Source organism: Flagellimonas meridianipacifica (assembly GCF_003001695.1).
Lineage (GTDB): Bacteria > Bacteroidota > Bacteroidia > Flavobacteriales > Flavobacteriaceae > Flagellimonas > Flagellimonas meridianipacifica.
On the sequence record NZ_PVYX01000002.1, the window covers coordinates 20,755 to 41,544 of the forward strand.

Sequence of the window (20,790 nt, forward strand, 5' to 3'; positions counted from 1 at the left end):
TTAAACGCCAAGTAAAAGAATTAATAATGAAAAAAATAGTGATGAGAAATATTATAACGATGTTAAGCCTGACATTGATGACTGCTTCTACATATGCGCAAGTTGGTAATCAAGGCTCAATGAATGCAACAATACATAAAACTTTTTCCATTGAAAAAGATGGTACTGAAATCCAATACAATGTAAAGGTAATGGAACATAGAAGGTATCCTATGAAGTGGAACAAAACGGATAAAGGTGATATCAATCAAGGCCATAAATATGAAGCGGCCAAGGTTACCAAATTAATAGCTATTGATAAAAATAACGATAATCAATATGAGCAATACTTTGTGTTAAAGTATAGAAAGTCGATTTCAGATGAGTTTCAAGTAGTGCCGACCAAAGGCGGATTTGCAGTTAAAGTTGATGACAAAACTTTAAAGCTAATAGAAAAAGAAGGGATTTACTTCATTAACAACAAGGATGAAGACTTTTTTAGTATTGAAGAATTTAGAGAACTAGGATAGTTTTCCGTTTTCGTTTTTTGATTGATGAATTAGCCGTGTATAGACACGGCTTTTTCATTTAAAAAAGAAAGCCGGAAGATTTCTCCCGGCCCTCGATCAACTAAAGCATCTAAAATACTCCGAAACACTAATTCTTATTGTGGTTGGATGTCCACACGTACCAAGTTGTATCCTCCTCTAGGGTCTTGGAGGTAGACTACACCTGGAGCACTGTTTATGGTACCTTTTCCAAATTGGACATCTGTTAGGGAAGCCTGTCTGCGGATAGTGGTATTGTCATCTGAAGGACCTTGATTTGGACCAGCCTGTCTAGGCGCCTGGTAAATTCCAAATCCAACAGGTTCGTCTTCTTCAGTACCTGCATCAAAAAGATATGCTTCATCACTCTCTCCGGTACCAGAAAAGGGTACACCAGCATCGTTAAATAATGCAACTCCGTCATTGTTGTAGCTAATGAACCAGTCGTTGGTTTGAACTAACATGGTACCGATTCCCAGTTTATAATCTTGACCTTGGGGAACTTCAATAGTGAAGGTCAAATCCTCTCCAGGACCAATAGGAGCAGTTTGCTCACTGGCAGCTACAGGTAAGCCAAGATTTTCAAAGTAAGAAACGGCAACGTCGTTGTTTCCATCCTCAGCTAATTCTTCAAGTCCACTTTCTGGATTTGCGGTGGCACCTTGGGTAAAGAATGGGTCACTATCCGTATTGAAGGCATAGACCAAGCCGGGAGAAAAAACGCTAAGTGTGGAAGATAATCTCAAAGGAGCCCCTTGGGAACCAGTTTCATTGAACCAATCATACAAAGGACCTGGATTTCCATCTTCGGCAATTGCCTCGAGTCCAACACCTCTATCTTCAGTTCCTAAAGTAAACAATGGCTCGGGCAGGGCATGAAGCACTGCGATACCTGGAGTAACCACAAATCCATTTGTAGAACTTGCTGGTTTGCTTGGGTCTGGCGTGTTGATAGCAGTTATTGTCAATGTGAAAGTTCCTGCAGATTGTCCATCACCTGGCTTATACGTAATGTATGCCGTGAGGTAAAAATCACCTCGAACTCCTCGGTTGACCGCTCTTACCAATGTATTTGGGTCTGCTGGACCCACATTGGCGCCGGCAGGAGGAAAGTAAGATGGCTCATTGTCTATCTCGGTTCCCAAATCATAAAGAATTAGCTCACTGGCTATATCCACACCATTAAGTGGAGAATCGTTTGGATATAAATCGATTCCAGCTAAATCTTCAGGAGCCAAGAACCAGTCATTGCTGTTTCCCATCATAGTAACGGGCGTCAGTTTTGTTCCTCGAACAGCTTGGAATGTGATTTCATACGAATCCCCGTTTTGAGTCAAAGGACCAGGGCTTCCTGTTCTTGAATTCTCATTTAATATATGTACGTTCAAATAGTTGATAACGTTGCTTATGGTTACATTGAATGTAGTTGTGGCATTTTGTGTATCGTTGGCAAGTCCCAAAGAAGGGTTGATTTCTTGATTCCAATCTGTGGAAGCGTCTCCCTCGCCATCGTATTCAATACTGGCGCTACTGAGGGTAACGGTTGGAACGTAATCATTAGCGGTCCAAATACCGGCTTCTACGGCAACATTCTCACGGGGACTTCCTCCAGCACCCCATTGAACAAAATCGACGATGGCATCCGCGCTGCCAAACGCGTTATTTGAGTAAAGTCCCAAACCGCCGGCAACATCGGGCATAGCATAAGGCACCACTAAGAACCCTCCAGCCTCTAACTGAAGATTGCCACTTTCTGGGGTTACATTGCCCAATTGTACATAAGTACCTGGGCCTAGGCACAACCAGTAGCTACTTAAATCAACGGCAACTTCACCGTTGTTGTAGATTTCTACCAAATCGTCACTAGCGTATTGTACCTCATTTAAAACAATGCTACGCCTAAGTTCTGCAGGCATCGTCAAGACGTTTTCAGCACCAAAAGTGACTGTCGTAGTTTCAGACCAGTTTGCAACACCAGTACCTTCACCATCGAAAATAATACTGTAGTTCTCGTTTCCGCGTACTGGCACAAATTCACCTGCGGTCCAGATTCCAGCTTCAACGGCAACATTCTCACGGGGACTTCCGGCAGCACCCCATTGGACAAAATCCGCAAGGGTGGAAGCATCTCCAAATCCGGAGTTATCCACGTACAGGCCAAGACCACCTTCGGCATTTGGCATGTCATAAGAAACCACCAAATACTCTCCAGGGCCTAGGTTAGTATTACCTTGTGTTTCTAGGTCTCCAATCTGGCGATAAGTGCCCGGGCCAAGACATAGGAAATAACCGCTCAGGTCAACATCTACTTCACCGTTGTTGAAAATCTCAACACGGTTGCCCAAGTACTCCACCTCGTTGAGCACAACAGAGGCTTCTCCCGTGGGGTTAGGTTCAATAGGGTCAGGAGTGTCCCCCACAAAATCATCTTCAGAACAAGAGGCTAACAGTAGGGTTAAGACTGCGGCCTTCAAAACATTTCTTTTCATAATAATTTTAGATTTTTAAAAAGTTAATTGTGAAAAATTTGTTCTGTTTTTTGGTTGCTGCCACAAATGAACAATGGAAGTAGTGCTTAAGACCAAAAAAAGTATGGGAAGGGGAAAATATGGGTTTAAAAAGGAATTTTTTAAGCCCGGCAAATGCAACATTTAGGAAGAAAAGAAATAGATGTGTTTAAATAGGAAAGGGCTCCGACCAATAAAGAGAAGGAGCCCAATTACGTGGGATATACTGGATTCGAACCAGTGACCTCTGCCCTGTCAAGGCAGCGCTCTAAACCAACTGAGCTAATATCCCATAAATAAGTGCCGCAATATCGGAAATTTGTTACCAATCTCCATACTCCGCCGAATTCTTTTGGGTTTCATGAAGTGTAATATGAAGTAAATGACCTTGCGGTAGTTTAGGTTTTAGAATGTCATAAATCACTTTTACAAAATATTCCGTAGTAGGGAATAAGTTTTCGAATTCTGGACAATCCTCATTTAAATTCTTATGGTCAAAACGGGCTTCAATCTCATTTTTAATCAAAGCACCCAAGTCTGCCAAATCCATTACAAAACCGGTATCGGTATTTATTTCTCCCCTTACCCGGACTTCTAGGTCGAAATTATGGCCATGATAATTGGGACTATTGCATTTTCCGAATACCTCAATATTCTTTTCGTCGCTCCAATTGGGATTATGCAATCTATGTGCTGCATTAAAATGGGCTTTTCTGCAAATTGTGGCAATCATACCAAATGTTTTTTGGGACTGCGAATTTAATCATCTAAGCAGTGAAAACCTACATACGGCTTTACAAAACGGGAGAGTTAACGTTTTTCAACATAATAATTTAAAATTGCGATAAGGTTTTCCTGTATATCAAATTTTAATCCTTCCTTTTTTGCAAACTTGAGGACTTCTGGGCCATGATTTCCAAAAAAAGTCTTGATTTTCTTTTTGTTTTTTGGTATTTGTAAAAGGTAGTCGATACCATCATCAACGTAGTCTACGTAATATGAATCATTCATTTTTTTGAAAACAGCAGGGACTTCTGGTTCGTAGCTACTTTTCGCAGGTTTGGCCGGTACGAACTTAATACGCTCCCTTTTATACAAGGAGTAGGCTTGAGTTACCTTAATTTCTTCTAGAAATAGTCTCTGTAAATCTCCAGATTCATTGATAATCGTATTGGAGACAAATATTTGGTTTGAGTCGTCGGTTAAAACAATTCTATAATCCCTAGTAGGAGATAAACCCATGATTTCTTGATCATTTTCCTTGAACTCCATGATATTGTCAACCAAATCAAATCGAATGGGATATAGTTTTTCCAGTTCATTGATTTTTGAAGGAGTAAAATTATCGTTTAGGTATTTTGTACCCTCAGCATTGTTGTATTTAGGATTATTTACATTGACAAAAAATGAGATATCATCAAATGAGCTGATGTTGTTTTGGGCGATTTGTCCTTGAAGTGAACATGTAATAAAAATGAACGATAGGAAGATACCGAATGTATTTTTCATGGTATAAAGATTACCGTTAAAGTAAAATACCACTGCCCTATACTTTAGACAGTGGTATTTTGTGGCTATGATCAATCTTAAAAACTACCTGGGTTTTGGGTAATATTTGGATTGTTTACGATTTCGTCGTCAATAATAGGAAAAATGACTTTGTTTGCTCCAGGAGCAGACTCCGGACCACCTCCTGGTCTTAAATTCAAGTTGTTTCGCAATAAGTCCATTCTGCGATGCCCTTCAAAACAAAGTTCTTTTCTGCGTTCCAAAGCAATGGCGTCCAAATCCACAGTCCCCAAATCGCCTAACCCTGCTCTATTGCGCAACATATTGATATCGTTGAGCGGGGTGTCGCCCACGGAGGAACCATTTCTAAAATTGGCTTCAGCACGAATAAGATACATTTCAGTAATTCTTAGTTCCATGCCGTCAGAAGCGTTGTTTACAATGTCTGGATATTTGGTGGTGAAGAAGGTATCATTCCCTCCTGCGTCTGAAGCCGCTTGGGAAAGCTCATCAAATCTCCTATCACCGGGTTCCGCAGCAAAAGCATCAATTAAATCTTGACTGAATGGTGCATCACCACGTCCTCCAGGTGCTGGGTTGAAAAAGTTTACATATACTTCATCAGAACCTGGAACTGATTCATCTTGAGGACCATCGGTTGGGGTATTTATGACCACAAAAATATGCTCACTTGATGTAGGGTTATCGTCATAAAAATCATAATTTGCAGCAAGGGAATATTCCCCGGAAGTAATCACTTGATTGGCAAAATCTGCTGCCTCGGTCCATTGTTCCCGAAGTAAATAAAGACGAGCCAACAATGCTCTTGCTGCTCCAGACTCTGCCCTTTCCCCGTTATCCGCTGGAAGGGAGGCTATAGCATCCAAAAGATCTTGTTCAATAAAGGAATGTACTTGATTAACCGTAGAACGTTCCAATTGGAATTCTGAAATGTCTCCTCCCTCAAATGGCATTGCTATGATCGGTACTCCTAGATTGGATCCTCCATTAAACTGAAATGGCTGGGCAAAATGATTTACTAACCTTAAATAGGTAAGTGCCCTTAAAAATTTGGCTTCGCCAACGAATCGTGCTTTATCAGCTTCAGTTAAACCTGTGACATCTTCTGTGCTCACATCCGGAAGGTTTACAATGATGTTGTTGGCAGCTCCAATTAGCTCATAAGCGTCAATCCAAATATTATCTATTGATCCATTCGTTGCCAAGGTCTCAAATTGATCTATATCCTGAAGTGCTGGAAAACTTCCGACGAAGTTTACGTTATCGGACATAAATTCCGATATCAATTGTGGCATACCGTTGAGGTCGCCACTTTGGTTTTTACTATAAATCCCTACAACGGCACCATTAATGGTTGCTAGACTTCCAAAAACTGTATTGGACGCTACATTATCTTCTGGCACCACATTGAGTTGATCTTCGCATGAAAAAGTGAAACAAAGACCAAGAATTAATGCTATTATTTTTATCGTTTTCATATTTCCTTTTTTTTAGAATGTTAACCTTGCTCCGAATGAATACAGTTTGGCTTGGGGAGCAGTGAAAAATGACTCTCCTTGGAATAGTGGGTCAATATCATCAGTTACCTCGGGATCAATTCCGTCCATTTCGTCCGCTTTTATGGTCAGTAGGTTGGTTCCCGTTAAGTAAAATCGCACACCCGTAAAGAGGCCACCTAGCCTATCCAAAGCGGATTGAGGTAAATTGTATCCTAGAGTCACATTCTTAATTCTTAAGTAAGAAGCATCCAATTGTTGCTGTGAAGACCTTTGATTAAATAGGTCAAAGGTGGAACTATTGGGACTAGGCAAAAATGCATTGTCACCTGGTTGCCTCCAAAAATTTAAGTTTTGTCTTCTAACGTTCACAATACCGCCAATGGCGTCATTTCCGTCTGCGAATCGAAGACCATCTATGACAACCTCATTTCCGTAGGAATAATTCATCAATACGGATAAATCAAAACCTTTATATGTAAATGTATTGGTCATACCCCCTGAAAAATCCGGAAGCGGACTCCCCGTAACAACACGGTCTCCTGAGCCTGGATTATTGGTTATATTTCCATTTACATCCAGCCATTCTGCATCGCCCGTCTGAGGATTAATACCAACATATCTGATTAGGAAAAAGTTGTTCAATGACTCTCCTTCAATAGCTCTTTGAATTGGGCCATCAATAATTCTTCTACCCTGAGGGTCCGTTGCAGCATCTTCGTTAAGAGCCAAGACCTCATTATCTATGGTTGTTAGGTTGAAGTTGGTTCTCCATTCAAAGTTCTCCGTACGAACATTCACCGTGCTCAACTCAAACTCCCAACCTCTGTTTTCCATTTCTCCAACGTTTCGGCTTATGCTATTGAATCCGGTACCCGGAGGAAGAATTTGGTTCAGTAAAAGATCGCTGGTAGTCTTTTTGAAGTAGGCCATATTGAAATTCACACGCCCGTTCAAAAATGTAGACTTCAAGCCGATATCCAAAGTTTCACTTTCTTCCCATTTAAGGTCAGGATTTGCGGGCCTTCGTGCTGGAACCACCCCTGATTCTCCATTGTAATCGCCAAAACCTCCTGCATTGAACAACCCTAACGATGGGAACGTGCCTAGTCTATCATTACCGACTGTACCAATACTTGCCCTGAAGGATAGATAGTCAAAAAAGTTCAGATCCTGAATAAAAGATTCTTCAGATAATACCCAACCTGCGGCAGCAGACCAGAAATACCCAAAGCGGTTATTTGCTCCAAATCGAGAAGAACCATCACGTCTTATGGAACCTTCTACCAAATATTTGCCCTTGTAATCATAAGATACCCTTGAGAAGAGTCCGAAGAGTCGTGAAGGGAAACGGTCACCGTTGAGCACTTGAGGAGTAGCACCAGAACCAAGATTTCTTAAATCATCAGTCAGAAATCCGGTTGAGGACACATTGGACCGGGTCCTTAAGGTCTCTTCGTAGTTAAGACCTGCTAACACAGTCAGGGTGTGATCATTATTAAAAGTATTTGAATAATTGATTGTTTGGTTTGTCAGCCAACGGTCTTCATTCACCCAAATCTGTTGGGCCAAACCTCCTGGTGTGTTGAACTCGGCTTGTCTAACGAACTCCTCTAGGTTCAATTTGTCAATACCAAACTCAGACCGCCAGGTAAGTCCAGGTAGTGGGGTTATCTCAGTAAAGGCGTTTCCAATTACCCGGAACGTTTTTACTTCATCGGTATTCAATGCCACCCTTGCGAAAATATTGGGGATAAATGAACCTGATTGAACAAAGTTCCCTTCATCATCAAAAGCGGGGACCACGGGGCTTTGTAAAAAAGCAGTGGTAAACGGTGCATTGATGTTGTTTTCAATACCCACACGATTTAGGCGGTTATTGGTAATCCCAAGGTTCATACCTGCCTTTAGCCAGTCGTTTACCTGGGTGTCTATGTTTATCCGAGCACCTGCTCTTTGCTGGTCATTTCCGATGATAAAGCCCTCAGTATCCTGAAAATCAAGCCCAAAGAAAAAAGAAGTTTTTTCACTACCTCCTCGCGCACCGAGGTTATAATTTTGGGAAATTCCTGTCCGTTGAACTCCTCCAAGCCAATCCGTCCCTCCAGAACCAATGGCTCCAAGACCAAGGTCCTCGGGAGAAACGAAGACTCCTCCATTTTGGATAGTGGCTATATCGGATTTGAATTGTCTGAATTCATCAGCAGTTAAGATGTCAGGAACGTCAGTGGATTGCGAAAACTGAGTACTAACATCCAAAGTGACTGTGGTATTCTCCCCTTTTCTACCTCTTTTGGTAGTGATTAGGATAACCCCATTGGCACCTCTGGATCCATAAATGGAGGTTGCACCCGCATCTTTAAGGACAGTTAGGGATTCTATATCATTTGGATTTACAAAGGAAAGCGGATTTATTCCGGTATTACCACCTCTATTAAGGGTGTTGCCAGCAGTATCCGTGATTGGAACTCCATCAATTACGATTAAGGGTTGACTACCCGAGTTTATGGAATTCACACCTCTCACTCGAATAACCGCCGCCGAACCGAGAACCCCCGATGCATTTACAATTTGGGTACCTGCGGATTGGCCTTGCAGCAATTGATCGGCTGAAACCACCTGTAGGTTTTCGATAGCTTCTTGCTTAACAATACCCACATTTTGGATGATTTTACGTTCTTCCTGGTTACCATAACCAATTACTACGACCTCTTGTAGTGCTTGGGCATCTTCCTCCATCTGTAAATCGATTACGTTTGAGGCACCTATGGTTCTTCTTTCTGATTTCTGCCCCAAATAGGTAAAAAGAAGCACTTGCCCCACATTTCCAGTAATGGCATAGTTTCCGTCAAAATCGGTCTGCGTTCCGTTCGACGTTCCTTCCACCACAATATTCACTCCGGGTAGTGGAACCCCAGTTTGGTCAATCACTGTACCAGTAATTGTTTTTTCTTGGGACATAGCTACCGTTGTCAGCAGTAGCATGAAAAGTGTCCCAAACAGTTTCTGTACTTTCATAGAGTTAAAAGTTTTGTTAGTAATAATGAGTTAGCGCAACTGAGAAAGGTAGGCGGGAGAAGTAGTTTGATAGCTAATTCAAATAACACTCCCTTGCACGAAAACAAAACTTAATGGAAAGTCTATTTTAAGGTAGTAAAGCCTCTCACCGCCTTACCTTTACAATTGCAATAACAAAACAATTGGAAAACAATACGGGGGAGGTACTTCTAAAACGGGAGGAACTTCAAAAATTGACGGCCCCAACGGGAAGAACCCTTTTTAACAAAGTTTAGGTTTTTAAGGACGTTGCTATGGAGTATTCTTTCAACTCCGTAAGAAGAAATTGATGGAGCGGAATAATGATTCAAAGAAATGGTTTAGAAGTAAACTAGAGACGTATTATCTACGAAAATTAGGAGGCAAATTTGACCAAATTTCTAAAGTCATTGGGACTAAGGCCTGTTTCTTTTTTGAAGGCGCTGTAAAAACAGGTCTTACTATTAAAACCTACTTCATACATGATAGCTTTAACGCTGAGGTTTGGATTGTGAATTAAAAGATTCTTAGCATCTTTTACCCTGTATTGATTAAGAAGCGTATAAAAGTTAACGGAAATGTATTCGTTTATTACCTGGGATACTTTGTAGCGATCCATAACTATATGAGATGATAGCTCATTAAGTCCGAGTGCATTGTTTTTGTATATTTTATCATATTCAAACGCCAAACGTACTTTTTCTTTTATCTCAAGAGCTTCCGATAATTTAAGGCCGGATTTCTGATATTTTGATAACAAAGTGTTTTCATCTTGCGTCGACGAAACTTTTCTATTGTTAAAAATAGCCGAGATAAACTTTTTCATGAGTCCTAGCCCCTTAGGTTGTAATACGATTACTAGTTACCATATTTTGACTAGGTTGTGGTTTTTTCCGATAAGTGTTTTCGTAAACTATGTTCGGGGGACTTTACCTTTATGGCATGCGAAGTAGGTGAAACTTTTCCCAAAAGTTTCAAAGCGAAGAAATAAAACGTAATTGCGATAGAGGTTTATAGCTTTTCCCACATATGGTCTGAACCTAATCTAAAACTACCTAAGTGCTCAAAGGTACATTCGTTGGGAGCTAATATGGAAAGGAATGCTTCACTATTCTTATTTCGATATAAATGATAGGTTTCTCCCACTAGAGGTTGGAAGGAAAATTTAGCGGCATATACCAAGTTGTTGTACTCATATCTCTCCATTAATTGCTCATACTGGGCTTTAACTTCATCAAATTCTGCCTTGAGCGAGTTATTCACCTTTCGGATATTGCTATTTTTCCAGGGGGAGAGATTGTTGGATTGTATTTTAGGAGAGCCTAGATGAGTGGCATAGGGTTTAAGGAAGGCATCGTATTCTTGTTCTTCTTCATTGAATACAATGTTATCTGGTTTTTTCTTTTTCATAGACCAAAAATACAACCTCTCTGGAAATTGATGGGTTCAAAAGAAATAGGTAATAGTTAGCCTAATGAAGATTTACTGTGCAAAATTGGGATTTTCCAAACCAACGTACTCGGTTTCTGGCCGAAAGCTTGTAGACACCATCCCGAATAAATCTTGGTACTAAACTAAAAACATGGGAAACAGCTCTCCATTCGGGTATTTTAGCTATTATTCTTAAAAATCCATCGGAAAGTGTATGGACTCCTTCTTCATCCAAAAGTACCACGGTGTCCAACGTATTGGTTTCGAAACCATTGTTCTTCAGAATTTCCTGTCCATAACTGGATTGGAATGGAACAAAATTGAAGATATCCATATCCGTGTTTCTTAGCAACCAGCCAACAACGCCGTTGCATAGATTACATTCCCCATCGAATACTATAATACTTTTTTCCATATCCAAAACTGTTGATACCTCTTAGTTCGAAATAATACCGTCTTCATTTCAAAGAAGTGGTATGGATAATGGAAGTTTTGGAAAAGTTTATGATTTATTTTGGCTATCCAAGATAGTCTAAGATTCGTTCCAAGGCCATGCCCCTTGAACCCTTGATGAGCATATTTCCTTTTTCTACCGGATGGGATTCTAAATAGTTTTTTATTTCTTCAAAAGTTTGAAACTTTAAAAATGGGGTTTGTACTCCATAAAAATGATTGCCAACCAAAAGAACGTTGGTGAATCCCAGAGTTTTTGTCAAATCCGCAATGGATTGGTGCTCCTCGGCAGAGACATCTCCCAATTCGAACATGTCTCCCAAGATTAAATAAGAATCAGGAGTTTTCATGTTATCAAAATTTCGAATGGCCATCTCCATACTTGTAGGGTTTGCATTGTAGGCATCCAATATTATTTTGATTCTACCCTTTTCAATTATTTGGGAACGATTGTTTTCTGGGGAATACCCTTCCAAAGCAGATTTTATATCTTCTAAAGGGACGTTGAAGTATTTGCCCATAACGATGGCAGCACAACAATTGGTAAAATTATAAGCACCGGTAAGTTGAGTGGATATCCTCGTTTTTTCAACCTCTAATATTACAAAGGGACTGCTTTCTTTTAGCTGTATCGAATAGTACTGGGGATTTGAAGCACTATATCCTATCTTTTTCACATAAGTTCCCAGCTTTTCCAGTTGAATGGGGTCATCAGCATTCATGAAAACATATTTATCATGAGCGATAAGAAAATCGTAAAGTTCACTTTTTCCTTTAATCACGCCTTCAACCCCACCAAAGCCTTCAAGATGGGCCTTGCCAAAATTAGTAATGTATCCAAAGTCTGGTTGCGCAATTGAACTCAAAAAGGCAATCTCCTTTTGATGGTTGGCTCCCATTTCAACCACGGCCATTTCCGTATCGCTTTTAATGGAAAGTAGGGTAAGGGGAACACCTATATGGTTATTGAGATTTCCTTGCGTAGCAATACTGTTGTATTTTTTTGAAAGAACACTAAAAATAAGCTCTTTGGTTGTGGTTTTACCGTTACTGCCCGTTAGGGAAATGATTTTGGCACTACACTGATTTCTGTGATAGGTAGCCAGTTTTTGTAATGTTTCCAGAACGCTGTCTACCAAAATATATTTGTCGGATACCTTGAATTTGGCCTCATCAATAACCGCATATGCAGCTCCTTTTTCCAAAGCTTGGTTGGCAAATTCGTTTCCGTTGAAATTAGGCCCCTTTAAAGCAAAAAACAGACAGTTGGGATTAATTTTCCTAGTGTCCGTACTTACTTCAGGATGCTCTAAAAATATTTGGTACAGCTCTGTAATCTTCATGGTCCGAAGATAAAAAAAGCCCTGATGATCTGTCAGGGCTTTTTTGCTATTTTTTTATCGGAATTTATCTCGCCTTTTTGTGACGTACCGTTTTGTTCTTAGATTTTGACTTCGACCCCACTCTGGACATGGCACATCGGAATCCAATATCATCTGTAGCCATATATTGTGGTAAATATCTACGTTGTGCTGGGTCTAACCAGAAAGCTCTGTCTCTCCATGAACCTCCTTTGTATACCCTTACTTCATCATTTATCAAAGAAGTTCTGTAGTTTGAAGTATCGTACTGGCGAAGTAGTTTTCCTGTAGAATCTCGCTCCACCTTATGTTTTGGAGAATCGTACATTTTACGATTGTCTGTCTCATCACTAAAGCGTTCAAAGAATCTTGAGGAACCAGGATCACCATCTCTATAACCACGGTTATCACTAGAAGAGAAATTGGTTCTTAGGTAAGTTTCTTCATCACCTACGGGGACTTCCTTGATTTCACCTGGAAGATTGACCGCTACTATTTTTCCGTTAGGAAGGGTATCGTATACAATTTCATCTCTCAAGATTTCTACTTTACCATCCTCACCAATAGCCTTTTTCAAATAAACGTTACCTCTATAGTAATTGAAGTCACTGATTTCATCATCAACTATAGGTCGGTATACGTCGGCAACCCACTCAGATACGTTACCAGCCATGTCGTAAAGACCAAAATCATTGGGTTTATAGGATTTAACTTGAGCGGTTATATCGGCGCCATCATCGGACCATCCTGCAATTCCGCCGTAATCACCTTTTCCTTGTTTAAAGTTGGCCAATTGGTCACCTCTACCCACACGTTGTCCGTTTCTGGTGTAATCACCTTCCCAAGGATATTTTTTTCTACCTCTATAGTTGTTGTATTCTCTTGAACCAATCAACGCCTGTGCTGCATATTCCCACTCGGTTTCGGTAGGAAGCCTGTACTCGGGTTGAATAACACCACTGCTTCGCTTGGCGAAGGTATTTATGGAATCTTTTTTCTGCTTTCCTTGAAGAGAATCTATTTGACCACCATATACAGACTCAGGATTGTTCAGATATGCTTCTGTACTGAAAGTACCTCCAATCTCGCCATTAAGCACCTGATATTTGGCATCTTGAGCTAAGAAACCTTCACGCTCGAGCATAGCTTCATTAACTCTATCAGTTCTCCATTCCGCATATTGGGAAGCTTGTACCCAGTTAACACCTACTACCGGGTATTCTGCATATGCAGGGTGTCTTAGGTAATTGTTTGTCATGGTCTCATTAAAGCCCAATCTATTTCTCCATACCAAGGTATCTGGTAGTGCTCCTTTATAGATATTGGCATAATTTGGATTTTCAGGAGGATATACTGCCTTTAAATAATCCAAATATTCCAAGTACATTACGTTGGTAACTTCCGTCTCATCCATATAAAAGGACTGAACATGCTGTTGGGTAGGGGTATTGTTCCAATCGTGCATTATGTCGTCCTGCACTTTACCTTTGGTAAAAGTACCTCCTTCTATAAATACGGTACCCGGCGGGGTTTCTTGTTCCTTGAAGTCAGAATTATACTGGAATCCTCCTTCTTTGGCATTAATCTTCCATCCTGTGGCTCTCGAAATGTTCTTAGACGAGGACGATGACTTTTTACAACTGGAAATACCTCCAACTATAACAGCACAAGAAAGTACAACTTTGATAAGATGTTTTTTCATAATTTGGGCTTGAGTACTTTTTTATTCAAGGGTTTGCACCCTTTCCTACTTCAATTTGATTTTAATTTTACTATCCTAGAACGAAAGAATACCCATTATATTTTATCAAATCAATAATAACGGCCAATTCTTTGGTGGATTTGTAGACAAAACGATTGGTTTGGAAAATTAGTATGGCAGGTATGTGTTTTAACGCTTACAATGTTTACCTTTCCGAAGAACTTTCTTACATCCTTTATTCGGTTCATCGAGATTTCAGGAAAAAAAGAGGTTTCTTTTACAAGAATTTAAGGAAAAGCTCGTTTACATGTAATATGTTGAATACCATTTTAGGCTTAAGGGTGTTATAGCCCCGACATTTTTAACGCTAAAACCAAAAAATGAAGAAGTTACTACTGGCAGTGATTGTACTGATTGCTGCACAAGTTAAAGCACAACAAGAAAGGGCGATTACTACTGCGGTACCTTTCTTGACCATTGCCTCAGATGCCCGTGCGGCCGGTATGGGTGACATGGGGGTCGCTACCACCTTTGATATTTTCTCTCAGCAATGGAATCCAGCAAAATTTGCGTTTGCCACACAAAAAAGTGGTGTTGCAGCAAGTTTTACTCCTTATTTGGAAACTATCGTAAATGATGTTTCATTACTAAATGCTAGCTATTACAACAAGCTTAATGATAGAAATGCTTTTGCTTTTTCGGTGAGGTATTTTGGATTAGGTGAGATTGAACTGCGCCAAACTATAGATGAAGAAGCTACTCTAGTCAATCCTAATGAGTTTGCAATCGATGGGTCATATTCTTTGAAATTGAGTCCCACCTTTTCTATGGCGGTAGCTGGTAGATTTATCAGTTCCAATCTTAGATTTCAAGATGCAACTCAGGATTCGCAGGCTGCCAATGCTTTTGCAGTGGATATCGCAGGTTTTTATAGGTCGAGGGAAATTGCATACAACAGTTTTGATGGAAGGTGGAGAGCTGGTTTTAATATATCCAACCTTGGAAATAAAATTCAATATGACGCTGGAGGTCAAGAAAACTTTTTGCCTACCAATTTAAAATTTGGAGCTGGGTTTGATTTTATTTTTGACCAAGACAATGTTTTGGGAGTACATACCGAGTTCAACAAGCTTTTGGTTCCAACCCCACGTGACTTTACGGGTGATGGAATTATTGGCCCAGAGGATAATGATGAGTACCAGCAGATTGGATTTTTAAGCGGTGCTTTTGAATCTTTTGGAGATGCCCCTGACGGATTTAGTGAGGAGCTTCAAGAAATTACATGGGCGCTTGGTGCGGAATATAGATTTCAAGAAGCGTTTATGCTACGTGGAGGATACTTTAACGAGAATGAAGAAAAAGGAGCTAGGAGATTTTTCACCCTGGGTGCTGGATTTAAATTCAAAGCGGCACAAATCGATTTGTCCTATCTTTTCTCTACTTCACAAGTACGTAACCCCTTGGAGAATACGTTACGCTTCTCGCTTTCCTTCAATTTTGGAGAAGAGTACTTGAACGACTAAGATTTATTTATAAATAAACTTTTGAAAACCTGCTCATTGGCAGGTTTTCTTATTTTTGATATCCAGCCATTCAGTTTATGAAAAAACAACATATTGGTTTTGACCTTTATATCTATGAAGGAATAGAAGAATTGCCATCATCGGAAAGAAGGCTTTTGGAAAGGGCCATTTCAGCACGAAAAAATGCCTATGCGCCTTATTCCAATTTTCAGGTTGGAGCAGCGGTACTCATGGAAAATGGTGAGGTGGTAATTGGTAATAATCAAGAAAACGCGTCGTATCCCTCTGGGCTTTGTGCTGAGCGAGTTGCAGTATTTCAAGCTGGAGCACTGTATCCTGGAGTGGCAATCTTGGCCATTGCCATTAGTGCAGCTTCCAAAAACTATATATTGGATTTACCGGCAGGCCCTTGCGGTAACTGCAGACAGTCTATCATGGAATATGAAATCAAACAAAGATCTCCTATTTCTTTATTGCTTCAAGGGCAGGAAGGGCCAGTCTTTAAATGTACCTCTATTAAAGACATATTGCCCCTGGCATTTGGCAATTCATTTTTAGGGGATTCTTAGATAGTAAATCTTTTTTCCAAAAGATTTATATATGTATTTTTGCTTTCCTCCACTATTGGGGAAATTCAATTAATTCAACCATTGATGAAAAAGATTACCAAAGAAGTTTATTTAAAGTGGTATGAGGACATGTTGTTCTGGAGAAAGTTCGAGGACAAACTTGCCGCCGTATATATTCAACAAAAAGTTAGAGGATTTCTTCATTTATATAATGGGCAAGAGGCCGTTTTGGCAGGGTCGTTACATGCAATGGACCTAACTAAGGATAGAATGATAACGGCATACCGTAACCACGTGCAACCTATCGGTATGGGAGTGGACCCTCGTAAGGTTATGGCTGAGCTTTATGGCAAGGTCACTGGAACTTCGAAAGGGATGGGAGGTTCCATGCACATTTTCTCCAAGGAACATCGTTTTTACGGAGGGCATGGAATTGTAGGAGGTCAAATTCCATTGGGAGCTGGATTGGCTTTTGCCGATAAGTATTTTAAAAGAGATGCCGTTACCTTGTGTTATATGGGTGATGGTGCAGTTCGCCAAGGTTCCTTACATGAAGCTTTCAATTTAGCTATGTTGTGGCAGCTTCCAGTAGTCTTTATTTGCGAGAACAATGGATACGCAATGGGTACGTCAGTAGCCAGAACATCGTATTCTACAGATATATGGAAATTGGGATTGGGTTACGAAATGCCCTGTGGACCGGTAGACGGAATGGACCCTGCTATAGTTGCAAAAGAGGTTGACAAAGCTATAGAACGCGCAAGAACTGGAGGAGGACCTACTTTCTTGGAAATGAAGACATATCGTTATCGTGGTCATTCCATGTCTGATGCGCAACATTATAGAACCAAGGAAGAAGTTGAGGAATACAAAAAGATTGACCCCATTACTCAGGTAAAAGATGTAATTCTTGAAAAAGGATATGCCACTGAGGAAGAGATTAAAGTAATGGACAAGCGAGTAAAGGATTTGGTATCTGAATGTGAGAAATTTGCGGAGGATTCGGATTTTCCTCCAATTCAACAATTATACGATACAGTATACGAACAAGAAGACTATCCATTTTTACAACATAAATTATAGGTAAATGGCAGAAGTAATCAACATGCCAAGATTGAGCGATACCATGGAGGAAGGAACCGTGGCAAAATGGCTCAAAAAAGTAGGGGACAAGATAGAGGAAGGAGATATCCTAGCTGAAATAGAAACGGATAAGGCTACCATGGAGTTTGAATCTTTCTATGAAGGTACCCTTTTGCACATCGGCATTGAAGAAGGCGATGGCGCGCCAGTGGATTCGCTTTTAGCCATTATCGGTGATGAAGGAGAAGATATTTCGGCCCTTTTAAATGGTAGTGGTGCGGCCTCTACACCCGTAGAAGAGCAACCCAAGGTTGAGGAATCCGTTATTGAAACCCCAGTTTCAGCTCCGTCCGAAGCAGCTGCTATTCCAGAAGGTGTTGAAATCATCAATATGCCAAGATTGAGTGATACTATGGAAGAAGGTACGGTTGCTGCATGGTTGAAAAATGTGGGTGATACGGTTGAAGAAGGAGATATACTTGCCGAAATAGAAACAGATAAGGCAACTATGGAATTTGAATCCTTCTATTCCGGTACGTTGCTGCACATTGGCATTCAAGAAGGGGAAGGTGCTCCTGTAGATTCATTGTTGGCGATTATTGGCCCTGCGGGAACCGACGTTAACGCTATTTTGAATGCGCCAACCAGTACCCCAAGCTCGGGGAGTACGGTCGTGCCAGCCCAAGAAGAAGCTAAGCCACAAGAGAGTCAGCCAGCTAGCCAGACTATTGCTGTTCAAGATGGTCAGCGTGTATTTGCATCACCATTGGCCAAGAAGATTGCTGCGGAAAAAGGCATTAATATTGCCGACATCAAAGGTTCTGGCGATAATGGCAGAATAGTGAAAAGGGATGTTGAGAACTATCAACCTTCCGAAAAGAGTGCACCCGCACCAGTTTCTACTCCTGCGGAACAAGTTGCTCCAGTTGCAATTGCTCCTATAAACCTACCAGTGGGAGAAGAAAGTATGGAAGAAGTGAAAAACTCTACCATGCGTAAAGTTATTGCCAAACGTTTGGGAGAATCAAAGTTTTCGGCGCCACATTACTACCTCACAATTGAGGTGGACATGGATAACGCAAAAGCATCCCGGGCGCAAATCAATAGTTTACCTGACACTAAAGTATCATTCAACGATATGGTGTTAAAGGCATGTGCGATGGCGTTAAAAAAACATCCTCAAGTAAACACTACTTGGAATGGAGATACAACTGTGTACAAACATCATGTACACATGGGGGTTGCCGTAGCAGTGGATGAAGGATTGGTTGTTCCAGTAATCAAATTTGCGGACCAACTGACTTTAACTCAAATCGGAGCGTCGGTAAAAGATTTGGCGGGAAGAGCACGCACTAAAAAAATCAAGCCTGACGAAATGGAAGGTAGCACTTTTACGGTTTCCAACTTAGGTATGTTTGGTATTTTGGAATTCACTTCCATAATCAATCAGCCTAACTCAGCGATTTTATCCGTAGGGGCCATTGTTGAAAAACCAGTGGTCAAGAATGGTGAAATCGTTGTGGGTAGCACCATGAAAATTACGTTGGCTTGTGATCACAGAACCGTAGACGGGGCAACTGGGGCACAGTTTCTTCAAACGCTTAGGGCATATTTGGAGAATCCAGTGACCATGCTTGCTTAAGATTTATCTTGATAATATTACATGCTTTAAAGTATCTCTATGATAGGGATACTTTTTTGTTTTAGATTTGATAGAGAATAAAACTTATCTGATTTACCAATATAACTGACTTAAAGTGGTAAATCTAAATTTAAGAAGGATAGATTATGAATTTAAAAAAACTCGTATGGGTAGTCTTGTTTGTGGTGTCGATTTCCTGTAAAAGTACTCAAGGCATTGATCGTATTGAAACCGACCCTATAAATCCTACTTGGAAACCATCTGCCCAAAATATGGGTGGTCCTGAGGGTCTTAAGGCTGACAAAGATGAAATATCCAAATTGGCATTTGTTGACACTGAAGCGATAGAGGCTCACATGAGTTTTCTCGCATCGGACGATTTGAAAGGTCGTGATTCAGGCAGTGAAGGGATTGAAAAAGCAGCTCAGTACATTGAAGGTTTTCTTCAATCTAATCAAGTAGCTCCATACTACGAATCCTATAGAGATACCTTGACCAATTATAAAAGAACATCTTATAATGTTTTGGGTGTTGTTGAAGGTTCAGACCCAGAATTGAAGAAGGAATACATCATGATTGGAGCCCACTACGACCATATTGGAATCATCAAAATTGAAAATGGGGATGCTATTGCCAACGGTGCCAACGACAATGCCTCTGGAACTACATCGGTACTGGAATTGGCAAGATATTTTGGAACTAGGAAGACGAACAAAAGAACACTGATTTTTGCCCTATTCAGCGCAGAAGAAAAAGGGTTACTTGGGTCTAAGCATATGGCCAAAAACATGAAGCAAGAAGGTCTTAATCTGTATGCCATGCTCAATTTTGAGATGACAGGTGTACCTTTACGAGGAAAGGATTACCTCACTTATATTACAGGATATAAAAAATCGAATTTGGCTGAGGTAATAAACAGATATGCCGAGGAAAATTTGGTAGGCTTTCTGCCAACCGCAAAAGAATTTAATTTGTTCCAACGTTCTGATAATTATCCCTTTTACCAAGAGTTTGGAGTGCCTTCACATACCTTTTGTACGTTTGACTTCACCAATTTTATGTTCTACCATCGTGTTGGAGATGAGAATGAGCTGATGGATTTTGAGCATATGGCAACCCTAGTTAACAAGCTTATTCCTGTTGTTGAAAATATTTCGAATGCTCCTACACAAGTAGTAAAAGCGAATTGAACCAATAAATAACCTTAAGCTCAATTGACAATCTAAATAGTATGGCCAACATTATAATCACAGGAACAAGCAGGGGTATCGGTTTTGAATTGGTAAAGCTTTTTGCCCAAGAGGGACATAAGGTTTTGGCGCTCTCAAGAAATGCCAAACCAGTTTTGGACTTGGGATTATCCAATGTTGAAGCTTTCCCTTTTGATTTAGGCAGCCCAGAAGATTTCAATCAATTAAAAGATGTTTTGAAGAATTGGTCTTCTGTGGATGTGCTCATAAACAATGCGGGGAGTTTTTTGAACAAACCCCTTCTTGAAACTGAAATGGAAGACTTTAAAAGAGTATATGGAGTCAATGTTTTCGGGGTGGCTGAAATGACGAAAAATATACTCCCAAAAATGCCAAAAAATGGACATGTTGTTACCATTAGTTCTATGGGTGGAGTCCAAGGCAGTCTTAAATTCCCAGGATTGTCAGCGTACAGTTCAAGTAAGGGAGCTGTCATTACTTTAACGGAATTATGGGCGGAAGAATTTAAGGAAACCGGCCCAAGTTTCAATGTCTTAGCGATAGGGGCTGTACAGACAGAAATGCTGGCAGAGGCATTCCCGGGTTATGAAGCTCCTGTCACTGCATCTGAAATGGCGAACTATATTAAAAGCTTCGCACTTTCAGGCCATCAGTTTTACAATGGGAAGCTGTTACAGGTGAGCAATAGTACCCCTTAAAAGCTACTTTCCTTAAGAGAA

General features: G+C 40.5%; 17 protein-coding genes and 1 tRNA gene. 7 read left to right on the forward strand and 11 right to left on the reverse strand.

The window, feature by feature from the left end; translation table 11 throughout:
- Positions 1–26: 26 nt before the first annotated feature.
- Positions 27–509, forward strand: coding sequence for a hypothetical protein (locus tag CLV81_RS09885; protein WP_146129876.1), 483 nt, complete (start codon positions 27–29; stop codon positions 507–509).
- A 134-nt stretch (positions 510–643) separates the two neighbouring features.
- Here CLV81_RS09885 and CLV81_RS09890 read toward each other — a convergent pair whose 3' ends face one another.
- The 11 genes from CLV81_RS09890 to gldJ form a co-directional block, all read right to left on the reverse strand.
- Complete coding sequence (locus tag CLV81_RS09890) at positions 644–3,016, reverse strand: spondin domain-containing protein (protein WP_106144983.1); 2,373 nt, start codon at positions 3,014–3,016, stop codon at positions 644–646.
- A gap of 235 nt (positions 3,017–3,251) precedes the next feature.
- A tRNA-Val gene (locus CLV81_RS09895) sits at positions 3,252–3,326 on the reverse strand.
- 30 nt (positions 3,327–3,356) lie between these two features.
- Positions 3,357–3,767: a 6-pyruvoyl trahydropterin synthase family protein gene (locus tag CLV81_RS09900; protein WP_106144984.1), complete on the reverse strand. Its 411-nt coding sequence runs from the start codon at positions 3,765–3,767 to the stop codon at positions 3,357–3,359.
- A gap of 77 nt (positions 3,768–3,844) precedes the next feature.
- Positions 3,845–4,543 (reverse strand): hypothetical protein, encoded by a 699-nt coding sequence (locus CLV81_RS09905; RefSeq protein WP_106144985.1) that lies wholly within the window; start codon positions 4,541–4,543, stop codon positions 3,845–3,847.
- A gap of 77 nt (positions 4,544–4,620) precedes the next feature.
- Positions 4,621–6,042 carry a RagB/SusD family nutrient uptake outer membrane protein gene (locus CLV81_RS09910; RefSeq protein WP_106144986.1) on the reverse strand — a complete coding sequence of 474 codons (1,422 nt, stop codon included), beginning with the start codon at positions 6,040–6,042 and terminating at the stop codon, positions 4,621–4,623.
- Positions 6,043–6,054: 12 nt separating this feature from the next.
- Positions 6,055–9,078, reverse strand: coding sequence for a SusC/RagA family TonB-linked outer membrane protein (locus CLV81_RS09915; protein WP_106144987.1), 3,024 nt, complete (start codon positions 9,076–9,078; stop codon positions 6,055–6,057).
- A gap of 394 nt (positions 9,079–9,472) precedes the next feature.
- On the reverse strand, positions 9,473–9,922 hold the full coding sequence (locus tag CLV81_RS09920; protein ID WP_106144988.1) for a helix-turn-helix domain-containing protein: 450 nt from the start codon (positions 9,920–9,922) through the stop codon (positions 9,473–9,475).
- A 185-nt stretch (positions 9,923–10,107) separates the two neighbouring features.
- Complete coding sequence (locus tag CLV81_RS09925) at positions 10,108–10,506, reverse strand: DUF2452 domain-containing protein (RefSeq protein WP_106144989.1); 399 nt, start codon at positions 10,504–10,506, stop codon at positions 10,108–10,110.
- A gap of 61 nt (positions 10,507–10,567) precedes the next feature.
- Positions 10,568–10,942 carry a thiol-disulfide oxidoreductase DCC family protein gene (locus CLV81_RS09930; protein WP_106144990.1) on the reverse strand — a complete coding sequence of 125 codons (375 nt, stop codon included), beginning with the start codon at positions 10,940–10,942 and terminating at the stop codon, positions 10,568–10,570.
- A gap of 103 nt (positions 10,943–11,045) precedes the next feature.
- Positions 11,046–12,323 (reverse strand): UDP-N-acetylmuramoyl-tripeptide--D-alanyl-D-alanine ligase, encoded by a 1,278-nt coding sequence (locus CLV81_RS09935; RefSeq protein ID WP_106144991.1) that lies wholly within the window; start codon positions 12,321–12,323, stop codon positions 11,046–11,048.
- A 64-nt stretch (positions 12,324–12,387) separates the two neighbouring features.
- Positions 12,388–14,043, reverse strand: a complete 1,656-nt coding sequence (gene gldJ, locus CLV81_RS09940) for a gliding motility lipoprotein GldJ (RefSeq protein WP_106144992.1) — start codon at positions 14,041–14,043, stop codon at positions 12,388–12,390.
- Positions 14,044–14,423: 380 nt separating this feature from the next.
- Here gldJ and porV point away from each other — a divergent pair, with 380 nt between their 5' ends.
- The 6 genes from porV to CLV81_RS09970 all read left to right on the forward strand — a co-directional run bounded on the left by porV (position 14,424) and on the right by CLV81_RS09970 (position 20,769).
- The gene (gene porV, locus CLV81_RS09945) at positions 14,424–15,566 is read left to right on the forward strand and encodes a type IX secretion system outer membrane channel protein PorV (RefSeq protein WP_106144993.1); all 1,143 of its coding nucleotides are present in this window, start codon (positions 14,424–14,426) and stop codon (positions 15,564–15,566) included.
- A gap of 77 nt (positions 15,567–15,643) precedes the next feature.
- Entirely contained in the window at positions 15,644–16,135 is a 492-nt protein-coding gene (locus tag CLV81_RS09950) for a cytidine deaminase (RefSeq protein WP_106144994.1), read from the forward strand.
- Between the two features lie 84 nt (positions 16,136–16,219).
- Complete coding sequence (pdhA, locus tag CLV81_RS09955; protein WP_106147447.1) at positions 16,220–17,218, forward strand: pyruvate dehydrogenase (acetyl-transferring) E1 component subunit alpha; 999 nt, start codon at positions 16,220–16,222, stop codon at positions 17,216–17,218.
- A gap of 4 nt (positions 17,219–17,222) precedes the next feature.
- The gene (locus CLV81_RS09960) at positions 17,223–18,860 is read left to right on the forward strand and encodes a pyruvate dehydrogenase complex dihydrolipoamide acetyltransferase (protein ID WP_106144995.1); all 1,638 of its coding nucleotides are present in this window, start codon (positions 17,223–17,225) and stop codon (positions 18,858–18,860) included.
- 146 nt (positions 18,861–19,006) lie between these two features.
- A complete protein-coding gene (locus CLV81_RS09965) occupies positions 19,007–20,050 on the forward strand; it encodes a M28 family metallopeptidase (protein ID WP_106144996.1) in 1,044 nt (347 codons plus the stop codon).
- Positions 20,051–20,091: 41 nt separating this feature from the next.
- Complete coding sequence (locus CLV81_RS09970) at positions 20,092–20,769, forward strand: SDR family NAD(P)-dependent oxidoreductase (protein ID WP_106144997.1); 678 nt, start codon at positions 20,092–20,094, stop codon at positions 20,767–20,769.
- Positions 20,770–20,790: the final 21 nt, after the last annotated feature.